The 13,575-nt window shown below is 70.5% G+C and carries 11 protein-coding genes and 2 pseudogenes; 7 read left to right on the top strand and 6 right to left on the bottom strand.

The annotated features are described in order from the left end of the window. The first annotated feature begins 143 nt into the window (after positions 1 to 143). Positions 144 to 1,304, top strand: a complete 1,161-nt coding sequence (locus ACSAMQ_RS17600) for an anhydro-N-acetylmuramic acid kinase (RefSeq protein WP_435396904.1) — start codon at positions 144 to 146, stop codon at positions 1,302 to 1,304. A gap of 28 nt (positions 1,305 to 1,332) precedes the next feature. On the opposite strand, the gene ACSAMQ_RS17595 is transcribed toward ACSAMQ_RS17600, so the two are convergent. The 3 genes from ACSAMQ_RS17595 to ACSAMQ_RS17585 all read right to left on the bottom strand — a co-directional run bounded on the left by ACSAMQ_RS17595 (position 1,333) and on the right by ACSAMQ_RS17585 (position 3,934). Further along, entirely contained in the window at positions 1,333 to 1,662 is a 330-nt protein-coding gene (locus tag ACSAMQ_RS17595) for a hypothetical protein (protein ID WP_435396903.1), read from the bottom strand. Positions 1,663 to 1,779: 117 nt separating this feature from the next. After that, a complete protein-coding gene (locus tag ACSAMQ_RS17590) occupies positions 1,780 to 3,171 on the bottom strand; it encodes an AmpG family muropeptide MFS transporter (RefSeq protein WP_435396902.1) in 1,392 nt (463 codons plus the stop codon). Continuing rightward, on the bottom strand, positions 3,161 to 3,934 hold the full coding sequence (locus ACSAMQ_RS17585) for an exodeoxyribonuclease III (RefSeq protein ID WP_435396901.1): 774 nt from the start codon (positions 3,932 to 3,934) through the stop codon (positions 3,161 to 3,163). Before ACSAMQ_RS17585 ends, ACSAMQ_RS17590 begins: the two co-directional genes overlap by 11 nt. Positions 3,935 to 3,989: 55 nt before the next feature. On the opposite strand from ACSAMQ_RS17585, the gene ACSAMQ_RS17580 reads away from it, so the two are divergent. The 3 genes from ACSAMQ_RS17580 (at position 3,990) to ACSAMQ_RS17570 (ending at position 6,003) form a co-directional block, all read left to right on the top strand. Continuing rightward, the gene (locus ACSAMQ_RS17580; protein ID WP_435396900.1) at positions 3,990 to 4,544 is read left to right on the top strand and encodes a GNAT family N-acetyltransferase; all 555 of its coding nucleotides are present in this window, start codon (positions 3,990 to 3,992) and stop codon (positions 4,542 to 4,544) included. Continuing rightward, positions 4,541 to 5,203: an orotate phosphoribosyltransferase gene (gene pyrE, locus ACSAMQ_RS17575; protein ID WP_435396899.1), complete on the top strand. Its 663-nt coding sequence runs from the start codon at positions 4,541 to 4,543 to the stop codon at positions 5,201 to 5,203. Before ACSAMQ_RS17580 ends, pyrE begins: the two co-directional genes overlap by 4 nt. Positions 5,204 to 5,346: 143 nt before the next feature. Beyond that, a complete protein-coding gene (locus ACSAMQ_RS17570) occupies positions 5,347 to 6,003 on the top strand; it encodes a hypothetical protein (RefSeq protein WP_435396898.1) in 657 nt (218 codons plus the stop codon). Positions 6,004 to 6,146: 143 nt separating this feature from the next. Here ACSAMQ_RS17570 and ACSAMQ_RS17565 read toward each other — a convergent pair whose 3' ends face one another. From ACSAMQ_RS17565 to coaBC, 3 genes and pseudogenes are all read right to left on the bottom strand, one after another. Next, entirely contained in the window at positions 6,147 to 8,462 is a 2,316-nt protein-coding gene (locus ACSAMQ_RS17565; protein WP_435396897.1) for a phosphomannomutase/phosphoglucomutase, read from the bottom strand. A gap of 148 nt (positions 8,463 to 8,610) precedes the next feature. After that, positions 8,611 to 9,069 (bottom strand): dUTP diphosphatase, encoded by a 459-nt coding sequence (gene dut / locus ACSAMQ_RS17560; RefSeq protein WP_435396896.1) that lies wholly within the window; start codon positions 9,067 to 9,069, stop codon positions 8,611 to 8,613. Between the two features lie 49 nt (positions 9,070 to 9,118). After that, positions 9,119 to 10,347 (bottom strand): annotated as a pseudogene (coaBC, locus tag ACSAMQ_RS17555) (bifunctional phosphopantothenoylcysteine decarboxylase/phosphopantothenate--cysteine ligase CoaBC). A 171-nt stretch (positions 10,348 to 10,518) separates the two neighbouring features. Here coaBC and radC point away from each other — a divergent pair. The 3 genes and pseudogenes from radC to ACSAMQ_RS17540 form a co-directional block, all read left to right on the top strand. Beyond that, positions 10,519 to 11,193 (top strand): RadC family protein, encoded by a 675-nt coding sequence (gene radC, locus ACSAMQ_RS17550; protein WP_435396895.1) that lies wholly within the window; start codon positions 10,519 to 10,521, stop codon positions 11,191 to 11,193. A gap of 218 nt (positions 11,194 to 11,411) precedes the next feature. Continuing rightward, positions 11,412 to 13,100: an arginine--tRNA ligase gene (argS, locus tag ACSAMQ_RS17545; protein WP_435396894.1), complete on the top strand. Its 1,689-nt coding sequence runs from the start codon at positions 11,412 to 11,414 to the stop codon at positions 13,098 to 13,100. Beyond that, a pseudogene (locus ACSAMQ_RS17540) lies at positions 13,101 to 13,575 on the top strand (SPOR domain-containing protein); the annotation flags it as partial.

Below are 13,575 nucleotides of genomic sequence, written 5' to 3'. Positions count from 1 at the left end.
CCTGCTTTCACTCGCGCCGCTACGCCTGTTTCAGGCCTCAGGAACTTTCGTCGTGGTTGAGAATTCTTCGATCCCTGCTTTCACTCGCGCCGCTACGCCTGTTTCAGGCCTCAGGAACTTTCGTCGTGGTTGAGAATTCTTCGATCCCTGCTTTCACTCGCGCCGCTACGCCTGTTTCAGGCCTTTATCTTGGACTGATCTCCGGCACCAGCGCCGATGGCATCGACGCCGCGCTGGTGCGCTTCGAGGCCGGCGCCGCGCCCACGCGCTGCGAGCTCGTGCTCGGCCGCACCTATCCCTGGCAGGACGCGCTGCGCGATCGCCTGGTCGCACTCGGCCAGGGCGGCGACGCGCGTTCGCTCGAGGAACTCGGCACGCTCGACGTGCAGGTCGCCGAAGCTTTCGCCGAGGCCGCGCTGAACCTGATCGGCGAGGCCGGCGTACCGGCGGCCGAGGTCGCGGCGATCGGTTCGCACGGCCAGACCGTGCGCCATCGCCCGGCTGGCGCTGCGTTCGACGGCCGCCATCCGTTCACCTGGCAAATCGGCGACGGCGCGGTGATCGCCGAACGCAGCGGCATCGCCACCGTGGCCGACTTCCGCCGCCGCGACGTCGCCGCCGGCGGCCACGGCGCGCCGCTGATGCCGGCCTTCCATGCCGCCCTGCTGCATTCCGGGGACGAGGACCGCGCTGCGCTCAATCTCGGCGGCATCGCCAACTTCACCCTGTTGCCGGCGCGCGGCGACGTGCGCGGTTTCGACACCGGGCCGGCCAATTGCCTGATGGACGCCTGGGCGCTGCGCCACCTGGGCACGCCGTTCGACGCCGACGGCGCCTTCGCCGCACGCGGCACGGTCGACGCCGGCCTGCTGGCGCGCCTGCTCGACGAGCCCTGGTTCGCATTGCCGCCGCCGAAGAGCACCGGGCGCGAGCAGTTCCACCTGGCCTGGGTCGAGGCGCGCCTGAGCGGCACGGAGGCGCCGCAGGACGTACAGGCGACCCTGCTCGAACTCAGTGCGATCACCACTGCGCAGGCGCTGCGCGCGCAGCAACCGGCCACCAGGCGGGTCCTGGCCTGCGGCGGCGGCGTGCGCAATCGCGCCCTGCTCGATCGGATCGCCGCGCACCTGCCCGGGGTCGCGGTCGAGTCGACCGTGCCTTACGGGCTGGACCCGGACTTCGTCGAGGCGATGGGTTTCGCCTGGCTGGCGCGGCAGACCGTGAGCGGATTGCCGGGCAACCTGCCCAGCGTCACCGGCGCGCGCGGGCCGCGCGTGCTCGGCACGCTGCATCCGGCCGCCTAGCCCGCGAGCCCCCGGCGCGCCGCCGGCCTCAGGCCGGGTCGGTGTTGGTGCGGAATTCTTCCAGCAGTTCCAGGCCGCTGAAATCGGGCCCGGCCGGCTTCGGCGGCGCCGGTTCGGCGCGGCCGATCAGGGAGAAGCCCGGATCGCTGGGGATGTGCTCCAGAGCCGCGATCGCCTCCTGCAGCGCCGAGGCGTCGTGGTCGCTGAAGCGGCCGACCATTTCGGCCTCGACCGCGAACAAGCCGCTCTCGATGAGGTGCAGCGCGGTGCGCTGCAGACTCCAGCCGCGCGTCTCCGCGACCCGGCGAATGCGGTCGGCCAGGATGGCGTCCAGGTTGTGCAGGATGATGTCGGCCACAGGCGAGCAAAGTGCCACCGTTGCGGTACCGATAGCAACACGAAGTTGCTGGATTCGCGTTCAGGAACTCGACTGCACCGACGGCCGGCGCTCGCCGCCGGACGCGAGGGCGTTCGCTCACACGGCCGGCTGCACCACCGTCGGCGGTTTGCGCACCGCCAGCAGAATGCACAGCAACAAAGCCGGGATGCCGACCAGGGCGGTGCCGACGAAGAACAGCGAATAGGCTTCCAGCAGAGTGCGGTCGACCGCCAGTTGCTCGACCGCCACGCCCGACAGGCCTTTCAGCACCTTGCCGAGCAAGGCGTAGAACGAACTGAGCAAGGCGTACTGGGTGGCGGTATACCCCAGGTTGGTCAGGCTGGACATGTAGCCGACCAGGGCCACCCCGGAGTACCCGTTGCAGAAGTTGTCGATCATCATCGCCGCGGTGAACACGCCGGTGTCGCTGCCGTGCAGGGCCAGGTAGGCGAAGGCGAGGTTCGAGCCCGGGCCGAGGATCGCGCCGGCGATCAGGGTCGGGACGAAGCCGAAGCGGACCGCGCTCAGGCCGGCCGCGGCGACCCCGGCGATGGTCGCGACCAGGCCGAACGAGCCGCGCACCGCGCCGACGGTTTCCTTGTCCATGCCGAGGTCGGCATAGAACGGATTGGCCATCGGCCCGAGCAGGAAGTCCGGCAGCCGGAACAGGCTGATCGCGAGCAGCATCAGCAGGGCCCATTGGCCGTGCTGGCGGAAAAAGGCGATGAACGGACCGATCACCGCGTCCGCCAAGCCGCGAGCGGTGAACAAGGCCGGGTGCGGCTTGGCCGCGGCGAGCAGGCTCGCGGCGGGCTCGCGCGCCATCAGCGTCGCCAATACGCCCACGCCCATCAGCGCGGCCATCGCCTGGTAGGACAAGGCCCAGCCGGCGTGCGCGGCGAGGATCAGGATCAGCGAATCGGTGACCAGCAGCGCGCCGCGGTACCCCAGGGTGGAGGTCGAGGTCAGCAGCCCTTGCTGCTCCGGGCTGTCGGCGCTTTCGATGCGCCAGGCGTCGACCACGATGTCCTGGGTCGAGGAAGCGAACGCGACCACCAGGGCCAGCCCGCCGAACACCAGCAACTGGTCGACGACCACCCCGGCCAGGATCAGTTGACCCTGTCGTGGCTCGACCAGAGCCATGCCGACCAGCGCGGCGGCGGCGACCAGCTGCGACAGCAGCATCCAGCCGCGCCGGCGGCCCAGCCAGCGGCCGACTACGGGCGCGTCGAGCTTGTCGACCAGCGGCGCCCACAGGAACTTCAGCGAGTAGGCCAGCCCGACCCAGGACAGGAAGCCGATCGTCGACAGCTCGATCGCGTTCTCGCGCATCCAGAAGCCGAGGGTGTTGCCGACCAGGTAGATCGGGATGCCCGAGCTGAACCCGAGCAGCAGCATCACCAGCAGTTTGGGCTCGCGCAGGTTGCTCAGCACCTGCCGCCAGCCCGAGCGCGCCGGCCGGGCCGGCGGGGCGGCATCAGAGGTCATAGTCCACGGTGAAGGGCGCGTGGTCGGAGAAGCGCGGCTCCTTCAGGATCGAACAGCCGCGCAGACGCTCGCGCAGGCTGGGGGTGGCGAACTGGTAATCGATGCGCCAGCCCACGTCGTTGGCGCGCGCCGCGCCGCGGTTGCTCCACCAGGTGTAGTCCTGGCCCTCGGCGTTCAAGCTGCGGTAGGCGTCGACCCAGCCGCTCTCGTCCATGCACACGCCGTTGAGCCAGTCGCGCTCGGGCGGCAGGCAGCCGGAATTCTTCTGGTTCGAGGTCCAGTTCTTGATGTCCAGGCGCGAGCGGACGATGTTCCAGTCGCCGCACAGGACGTAGTCGCGGCCGCTCGCCAGCCACTGGTCGAGGATGGGCTTGAGCCACTCCATGACCTCGAACTTGAAGCCCTGGCGCAGCTCGCCGGAGGAACCGGAGGGGATGTAGAACGAGACTACGCTGAGGTTGCCGAAGCGCGCCTCGATGTAGCGGCCTTCCTCGTCGAACGGCGCCCAGCCCAGCGCGGTGCGGACCTCGTCGGGTTCGCGCCGGCTGTAGATCGCCACGCCGCTGTAACCCTTCTTGGTGGTGGCGTCGCGGAAATAGGCGCGGTAGCCCTCGGGCAGGAAGGCCGGCCCGGCCAGTTGGTGTTCCTGGGCCTTGGTTTCCTGGACGCAGAGCACGTCGGCGTTCTGGGTCTTGAACCACTCGAAGAAGCCCTTGGTCGTGGCCGAGCGCAGACCGTTGGCGTTGAAGCTGATGATGCGCATGCGCGCTCCACATCCGAAGTGCGCACGATCATAGCAACGGCCGGGCCCGGGTATCATGTCGCCCATGACCGTGGCGACCTCCGTTTTCAGCGATTGCGCGGCCGCCGTGCGCGTGCGGCCGGTGGACGCGGCGCTGGCGCCCTCGGTGCGGGCCTTGCAGGTCGCGCCCGAGCAGCAGGCCTTCGTCGGCGATACCGCCTTCAACCTGGCCGACACCTGGCGCGACCCGAACAGCGAAGCGATGGCGATCCTCGCCGGCGACCGCGTGGTCGGCTTCTACCGGCTCGATTTCAGCGTCCAGGCGATCGCCGGGCGCCCGCTCGGCGAGCCCGGGGTGGGCCTGCGCGCCTACATGATCGACCGCGCCGAGCAAGGCCGCGGCTACGGCACCCGCGCCATCGCCGCCTGCCGCGACGACCTGCGCCTGCGCCACCCGCAGCGCCGCCTGCTCGCGCTGACCGTGAACCTGCGCAACCGGCCGGCGATCCGTGCCTATCTCAAGGCCGGCTTCGTCGACACCGGCGAGCTGTTCCACGGCGGCAGCGCCGGCCCGCAGCACCTGATGCTGATGCGCCTGATTCCTTCTTCCCCCGACCCGACCCCGCCATGACCGACCATCGCCATCGCTTCCTCCAGCTCGCCCTGAATGCCGATGCCCTGCGCTTCGGCGAGTTCACCCTGAAGTCGGGCCGGACCAGTCCGTATTTCTTCAATGCCGGCCGGTTCGACTCGGGCGCGGCGCTGGCCGGGCTGGCGAGCTGTTATGCCGATGCGATCCAGGCCGCGGGCCTGGAGTTCGACCTGCTGTTCGGCCCGGCCTACAAGGGCATCCCGCTGGCGACCGCGCTCGGCTGCGAGTACGCGCGCCGCGGCCGCGACCTGCCGCTGGCGTTCAACCGCAAGGAGGCCAAGGCCCACGGCGAGGGCGGCCTGCTGATCGGCGCGCCGCTGGCGGGCCGCCGCGTGCTGATCGTCGACGACGTGATCACCGCCGGCACCGCGATCCGCGAGGCGCTGGGCCTGATCGCGCAGGCCGGCGGCAGCGTCGCCGGCATCGTCATCGCGCTCGACCGCCAGGAAGCCGTGGACCCTGCACAATCCCGACGCTCGGCGGCAGAAACTGTCGCAATCGAACACGCTCTGCCGGTGGTCGCGATCGCCACCCTCGACGACCTCCTGGCCTTCACCGGCGAGAGCGCAGAGTTCGCCTCGCAACGCGAGCGCCTGCTCGCCTACCGCAGCGCCTACGGTCGCAGCGAACAGACCTGATCGAGCGGCGAGCGCGCGGCAGGCGGAGGCGGGCGTCGCGACGCTCGCACTGTGATCGCAGGCACGGAAGAGGAGACCGACATGGCCCGACTCTTGCTTGGTTCTTTGCCGATTGGCCGACCGTTCGACGGCACGAGGGCGATATGAACCGACTCCACACCCTGCTGGCCAGCGCGCTGCTGCTGGCGCTCGCTGCGCCGCTGGCCGCCGCCCAGTCCAAGGACAAGCAGACCAGCAAGAAGCTGTACTGCTGGAACGAAGGCGGCCAGAAGGTCTGTGGCGACGCCCTGCCCGCGCATGCCGTCGACAGCGCGCGCACCGAGATCAGCGCCCGCAGCGGCCTGCCCACCGGCCGGGTCGAGCGCGCCCTGACCGCGGAAGAGCGGGTTCTGGCCGAACAGGCCGCGCGCGCGGCCCGCAGCGCCGCCATGGCCGAGGAGGCGCGCAAGCGCCGCGACCACGCGATGGCCGAGTCCTACGCGACCGAGCAGGAACTGCGCGACTCGTTCCAGGAGCGGATCATCCTGCTCGACGAGACGGTCAAGGCCTCGCGGCTCGGCATCGACGGCCGCCGCCAGACCTTGTTGAACCTGCTGCGCCGCGCCGGCGAAGCCGAGCTCGGCGCCAAGCCGGTCAGCAAGACCCTGGCCGACAACATCCGCCACCAGCACGAAGAGCTGATGCACCAGCAGGAGATGCTCAAGCAGCAGTTGCTCGAGCGCAGCGTGGCCGACGAGGACCTCGCCGCCGCCCTGCAGCGCTATCACACGATGAAGGCGCGCCGGCCCAACCAGGGCTGAGCGCTACCGACGCGGCCGCACCGGGGTCGCGGCCGGCCACGCCGGCGAGCGACCGGGTCCAGCAACGAAAACGCCGCGGCAAGCCGCGGCGTTTTCGTATGCGCTGTCGCTGCGATGCCGGCGCGCCGGCATCGCTTCGATGCTCAGAACGGCAGCTTCAGGTCCGGCTTCAACGCCAGCAGCTGGGCGCGGAACGCGTCCTGGATGCGCACCAGCGCCTCATGGTTGTCGGCGTCGAACCGCATGACCAGGATCGGCGTGGTGTTGGACGCGCGCACTAGGCCCCAGCCGTCGGCGAAGTCCACCCGCAGGCCGTCGATGGTCGACAACCGCGCGCCCTCGAACGAGGCCTCGGCGACGAACCGCTCGACGAAGCTGTGCGGGTCGCCGTTGGGCGCGTCGACCTTGATCTCGGCGGTGGCGACGCCGCTGGGCAGCGCGTTGAGGGTGTCGGTCGGGCTCTGCGGCTGCGCCGACAGGATCTCGAGCAGGCGCGCCGCCGCGTAGATGCCGTCGTCGAAACCGTACCAGCGCTCCTTGAAGAAGAAGTGGCCGCTCATCTCGCCGGCCAGCTCGGCGTCGGTCTCGCGCATCTTGGCCTTGATCAGCGAATGGCCGGTCTTCCACATCAGCGGGCTGCCGCCATGGCGCAGGATGTGGCCCGGCAGGCGGCCGGTGCATTTGACGTCGTAGATGATCATCGCGCCCGGGTTGCGTTCGAGCACGTCGGCCGCGAACAGCATCAGCAGGCGGTCCGGGAAGATGTTCTGGCCGTCGCGGGTGACCACACCGAGGCGGTCGCCGTCGCCGTCGAAGGCGATGCCGAGATCGGCGTTGAGGCGCTCGACCATCTTGATCAGGTCGACCAGGTTGTGCGGCTCGCTCGGGTCCGGGTGATGGTTCGGGAACTCGCCGTCGATCTCGCAGTACAGCGGCGTGACTTCGGCGCCGATCGCGGCGAGCACGCGCGGACCGATGTCGCCGGCGACGCCGTTGCCGGCATCGACGACCACCTTGAGCGGACGGTCGATCTGAATGTCGGAGGCGATGCGCTGGACGTAGTCTTCGGAGATGTCGCGCTGCGACAAGGTGCCGGGCTCGGCCGCGGTGTACAGGCGGCCGCCGACGATGCGCTGGTACAGGTCGGTGATCGTCGCGCCCGACAGGGTCTCGCCGCCGACCACGACCTTGAAGCCGTTGTAGTCCGGCGGGTTGTGGCTGCCGGTGACCGAGACGCAGGAGCCCGCGCGCAGGTGGTAGGCGCCGAAATACACCACCGGAGTCGGCGCCAGGCCGATGTCGACGACGTTGCGGCCGGCCTTGCGCAGGCCGGCGATCAAGCCCTCGATCATCGCCGGGCCGGACAGGCGACCGTCGCGGCCGACCACGATTTCGGTCAGGCCCTGGTCGTGCATCACCGAGCCGATGGCGTGGCCGATCATCTGGGCGACGCCAGGGTCCAGAGTCTGGCCGATCACGCCGCGGATGTCGTAGGCGCGGAAGATTCCGCCGTCGATGGCCACGGCCTTGGGCGCGGCGGAGTGCTGGCTATCGGTCACGTTGGCATCGGTCGCTTCGAGTGGAGAGACCGACATGGTCTCAGCCAAAGTCTGAACCGGGCCTTCGTCCTCGACCGGTACTGTGCGGTAGGCACGTTGACGCAGGCGCATCAGCACGAACGCCAGCAGGCCGAACACCACCGCGGCGATGAAGCAGCTCAGTGCGCCGAGCCCCAGCGGGCCGCCGGGCACGTCCGGCACCGCCGCGGCCATGCGCAGGTCGCTGCCCGGGATCTTGGCGGCCATCGCCTCGGCGCCGTTGCCGAGCGTGGTGTCGCCGCGTTCGATCACGCTGAAGCCGCCCTGGCGCAGGGCCAGGTAGCTGCTGCCGTCGACGTCGGCCTTTTCGATGCCATCGCTGATGCGCTGCAGCGGCAGTTGCAGATAGGCCACCCCGACCAGTTGCTCGCCGGCGCGCGCCGGGGCGGCCAGGGCCAGCACCGGCTTGCCGCCGTCGCGCACGATCGCCGCCATCGGCTTGTCGGCGACGATCGCCGCTTCCATCGCCGCGAGCCGGCCGTAGCCGCTTTTGGGCAGTTGCGCGTAATCGCCGGCCAGGTCGGGCGGCAGGACCGCACCGGCCTTCGCGCCCGGCCAGCTTTGGGTCAGCAGGGACGCCGCGCGCTGCAGGTCGCCGGCCTGCAGCGCGGCCTGCATCTCCGGCGCCGCCATGCGCTCGCGCAGGCGCTTTTGCTCGATGCCGAGGGCGTCGTGGGCGACGCTGATCGCCTTGTCGCGCGCGGTGATCAGATCGGCCCGGCGCGAAGCGTCCAGGTGCTGCTGGACGCCGCTCCAGCCGAACCACAGGGTCAGCAGCAGGCAGACGAACGCGGCCGGCAGCAACACCGGCTTGATTTGCGCCAGCGAGAGCTGCGGCTTTTCCAATTTCACATCGACCATTGCCAGAACCTTTCCCCTGTCTGTGCCTTGCGCGGGCGATACCCCAGTCTGCACCGGGGCCGCGGATCATTCCGTCGACTGCGCCTCGTGGCGCGATCGCTCCCGTGGTTGTCTAGCACGATGTGTGCCATGGCACCCGCAATGCCGCTCAGCGCACCCCGGTGTGGCCGAATCCGCCGCCCCCGCGCGCGCTGCTTTCGAACTCATCGACCACCTGCAGGCTGGCCCGCACGATCGGCAGGACCACCAGTTGGGCGATCCGATCCCCCGGCTGCATCGTAAAAGCCTCGCGGCCCCGGTTCCACACGCTGATCAGCAGCGGGCCCTGGTAGTCGGCGTCGATCAGGCCGGTGCCGTTGCCGAGCACGATGCCGTGCTTATGGCCGAGCCCGGAGCGCGGCAGGATCACCGCGCACAGGGTCGGGTCGCCCAGGTGGATGGCCAGGCCCGACGGCACCAGCGCGGTATCGCCCGGGTGCAGCACCAGCGGCTCGTCCAGCGCCGCGCGCAGGTCGAGGCCGGCGCTGGCCGGCGTCGCATAGCTCGGCAACGGCCATTCCTGGCCATGGCGGGCATCGAGGATCTTGAGTTCGAGCGTGTGGTTCATCGGTTCGCAGGTCCGGACAGAAAGGGCGCCGCCGCGCGGCGCGCGCGGCTCAGGCCGGCCAGCGCGCGAGGATCAGGTCGAGCAGCTCGTCGGCGAGCTGGGTCTTCGGCGCCGGGCCCAGCGCGCGGGCGCCGTCGCGCCAGTACACGGTGAGCGCGTTGTCGTCGCTCTCGAACCCGCTGCCGGCCACGCCGACGCGATTGGCCGCGATCAGGTCGACCCGCTTCTTTTCCAGCTTGCCGCGGGCGTAGAACTCGACGTCGTGGGTCTCGGCGGCGAAGCCGACCACCAGGGTCGGGCGCCGCGGGTGCGCGGCGACCTCGGCCAGGATGTCGGGGGTGCGCACCAGCTCCAGGGTGAGCTGCTCGTCTTTTTTCTTGATCTTGCCGGCCGCGACCTGCGCCGGCGCGTAGTCGGCCACGGCGGCGGCGCCGATGTAGGCGTCGGCCGGCAACGCGCCGATCACCGCCTCGCGCATCTGCCGGGCCGAACGCACGTCGACCCGCTCGACCCCGGCCGGGGTGGCCAGAGCGACCGGGCCGGCGACCAGCACCACCCGGGCGCCGCGCCGCGCCGCCGCCTCGGCGATCGCGAAGCCCATCTTGCCGCTGCTGCGGTTGCCGATGAAGCGGACCGGATCGATGTCTTCGAAGGTCGGGCCGGCGCTGACGACCAGGCGCCGGCCGGCGAGGCTGGCGCCGCTCATGCGCCGGCTCCGGAGGAGGCCCCGGCGAGGGCGGCGACCAGTTCCTGCGGTTCGAGCAGGCGGCCCGGGCCCGATTCGGGCTCGGCCATGCGGCCCTCGCCTGGGCCGAAGAACGCCACGCCGCGCCCGCGCAGGGTGGCGACATTGGCCTGGGTGGCCGGATGGCCCCACATGCGGTGGTTCATCGCCGGGGCGATCGCGACCGGCGCCTGCGACGCCAGGCACAGGGTGCTGATGAGGTCGTCGGCGAAGCCGTGGGCGAGCTTGGCGATCATGTCGGCGGTGGCCGGCGCGATCAGGATCCGCTGCGCCCAGCGCGCCAGTTCGATATGGCCCATCGCCAGTTCGGCCGCCTCGTCCCACAGCGAGCTGCGCACCGGGTGCCCGGACAGGGCCTGGAAGGTCGCCGCGCCGACGAAGCGGGTGGCGTTTTCGGTCATGGCCACGCGCACCTGGGCGCCGGCGTCTTGCAGGCGCCGGACCAGGTCGGCCGCCTTGTAGGCGGCGATGCCGCCGCACACGCAAAGCAGGATGCGCTGGTCGTGCAGCGGCAGGGGATTGTCTTGCGCCATGGGCGGGCCGGAGCTCGTTCGGTTCTCGATGCAGGTTCGGAGACGATGGGCGATGCGGCCGCGACCAGCGTCGCGTCGGCGAATCCCTACATCCTCTCGGCGGTCTAGCTTACCCGATGCCCCGCATGCCCCCGATGCCGCCACCGGCCCGGCGCCGGGCAGGATGCGGCCATGAGAATCCACGAATGGCCGAGCGCGGAACGCCCGCGCGAAAAATTGCTCGCCCATGGCAGCGGCTCGCTCTCGGATGCCGAGCTGTTGGCGATCTTCCTGGGCTCGGGCCTGCGCGGCCAGGATGCGGTCGGCACCGCCCGCGCGCTGCTGACCGAGCACGGTCCCCTGCGCGAGCTGCTCGACCAGCCGCCGGCCCGGCTGGTCGGCATGCGCGGCATCGGCACCGCCCGCGCCTGCGCCCTCAAGGCCGCGCTGGAACTGGCCACGCGTTGCCTGCGCGCCGAACTCGACCGCGGCACCGCCCTGACCGACCCGGAGTCGGCCGGGCGCTACTTCGCCCAGCGCCTGCGCGGCCTGCAGCACGAGGTGTTCGCGGTGATGTTCCTCGATGCGCGCCACCGCGTGATCGGTTTCGAGGAAATGTTCCAGGGCACCATCAACGGCGCCGAGGTGCATCCGCGCGAGGTGGTCCGGCGCGCCCTGCAGCGCAATGCCGCGGCGGTGATCGTCGGCCACAACCACCCCAGCGGCAACGCCGAGCCCAGCCACGCCGACCGCGCGGTCACCGCCCGCCTGAAGGATTCCCTGTCCCTGGTCGATATCCGCCTGCTCGACCATTTCGTGATCGGCGACGGCCTGCCGATTTCGATGGCCGCCCGCGGCTGGGTTTGAGCCTGGAGGCTGGAGCGAGTAGCGAGGAACGAGGAACGAGCAAGGAGGAGTGAGGAACGAATACAGGCCGCTGGCACCGACCCGCCCAGGACGGCCCGCCCCGCTCGCTCCTCACTTCCCCCCACTGACTCCTACTCCGCCCCGCTCCCGCCGCCCGGGCGGGCCCGGAAGCTAGTAAAATGCGCGGTTCCGTACCGCCTAGCGAAAGCGCAGCCCCTGTGAAAGCCACCCTCCATGCGCTCGTCGCGCAGGCCATCGACGCATTGCGCGCCGCCGGCACCGTGCCGGCCGACCTGTCCACGCCCGATTTCGTCATCGAGCGTCCCAAGACGCGCGCCCAGGGCGACTTCTCGACCAATGCCGCGATGCTGCTGGCCAAGCCGGCGCGCAGCAATCCGCGCGAGATCGCGCAGAAGCTGATCGATGCCCTGCCCGCCAGCGCCGATCTCGCCCGGGTCGAGATCGCCGGCCCGGGCTTCATCAACTTCCACGTCGACGAGGCGGCCTGGCGCCGCCAGCTCGGTGAGGCGCTGGCGCAGGGCGCGCAGTACGGCCGCAACGCCAGCGGCGACGGCCGCCGCGCCGGGGTCGAATACGTCTCGGCCAACCCGACCGGCCCGCTGCACGTCGGCCACGGCCGCGCCGCGGTGATCGGCGACTGCATCGCGCGCGTGCTCGACGCCAACGGCTGGAACGTCGCGCGCGAGTTCTACTACAACGACGCCGGCGTGCAGATCAACAACCTGGCGATCTCGGTGCAGGCGCGCGCGCAAGGCCGCACGCCCGAGGACGCCGGCTGGCCCGAGGACGGCTACCGCGGCGACTACATCGCCGACGTCGCCCGCGCTTATCTCGACGGCGCCACCGTCGAAGTCGACGGCCAGCGCATCACCGGCGCCGGCGATGTCGACGATCTCGACGCGATCCGCCGCTTCGCCGTGGCCTACCTGCGCCGCGAGCAGAACGCCGACCTGGCCGCCTACGGCGTCGGCTTCGACGTGTATTTCCTGGAAAGCTCGCTGTACGAGCAGCAGAAAGTCGAGGAAACCGTGCGCGAGCTGATCGCCCACGGCCACACCTACGAAGAAGGCGGCGCCCTGTGGCTGCGGTCGACCGATTTCGGCGACGACAAGGACCGCGTGATGCGCAAGTCCGACGGCAGCTACACCTACTTCGTACCCGATGTCGCCTATCACCTGAGCAAGTGGCAGCGCGGCTACGAACGCGCGATCACCGAACTCGGCGCCGACCACCACGGCTCGCTGGCGCGCGTGCGCGCCGGCCTGCAGGCGCTCGACGTCGGCATCCCGCAGGGCTGGCCCGAGTACGTGCTGCACCAGATGGTCACGGTGATGCGCGGCGGCGAGGAAGTGAAGCTCTCCAAGCGCGCCGGCAGCTATCTGACCCTGCGCGACCTGATCGACGAAGCCGGCCGCGACGCGGTGCGCTGGTTCCTGATCGCGCGCAAGCCCGATTCGCAGCTGACCTTCGACATCGACCTGGCGCGTTCGCAGTCGATGGACAACCCGGTCTACTACGTGCAGGTTTCGCACGCGCGCATGTGCGGCCTGATGCGCCAGCTCGCCGAGCGCGGCCTGTCCTACGATGCCGCGCACGGCCTGGCCCAGCCGCTGGACCTGAACGACGCCGCCGCGCACGAGCTGATCGTCACCCTGCTGCGCTATCCGGACGTGGTCGCGGTCGCCGGCCGCGACCTGGAACCGCACCAGATCGCCGGTTATCTGCTCGAGTTGGCGCAGACCTTCCAGACGTATTACAACGACCATCAGTTCCTGGTCGACGACGACGCCCAGCGCCATGCGCGCCTGGTGCTGGCCGCGGCGACGCGCCAGGTGCTCGCGAACGGTCTCGAATTGCTTGGGGTGAACGCCCCGGAGGTGATGTAAGTGGCAGCACGACGCGGAAAATCTCAGGCCAAGCGCAACCAGGGCAACGACAGCCTGCCGGGCTGGGCCTGGGGCGTGATCGGGCTGCTGCTGGGTGTCGTGTTGATCCTGGTCGCGCCCAAGTACTTCAAGTCCGACGGCGACGGCTTCTTCCGTCCGCAGCCGAACCCCGACGCCCAGCCGGCCGCGGTCGCCGCCGACGAGGAACCGGTCGCCTCCGAAGAGAGCGGCGCGACGGTCAAGCCGGCGCGCAACGCCGACCCGGCCGACGCCCAGGCCGGCAAGAACGACAAGGCCGACAAGGAAGGCCCCGACTACGACTTCTACGACATACTGCCGGGCAAGGAAGTCGAGATGAGCGACGCCGAACTCGCCGCGACCGAGGCCGCCGAGGAGCAGCGCCGCGCCGCCCAGCAGCGCCGCAATGCGCAGACCGCCGCGACCCAGCCGCAGCCGGTGCAGGCCGCGACCGCGG

This window comes from Lysobacter sp. 1R34A, from assembly GCF_051217035.1.
In the GTDB taxonomy this organism is placed as follows: domain Bacteria; phylum Pseudomonadota; class Gammaproteobacteria; order Xanthomonadales; family Xanthomonadaceae; genus Lysobacter.
Note: the sequence above shows the minus strand (reverse complement) of the source record. Positions and strands in the feature narration are given on the sequence as shown.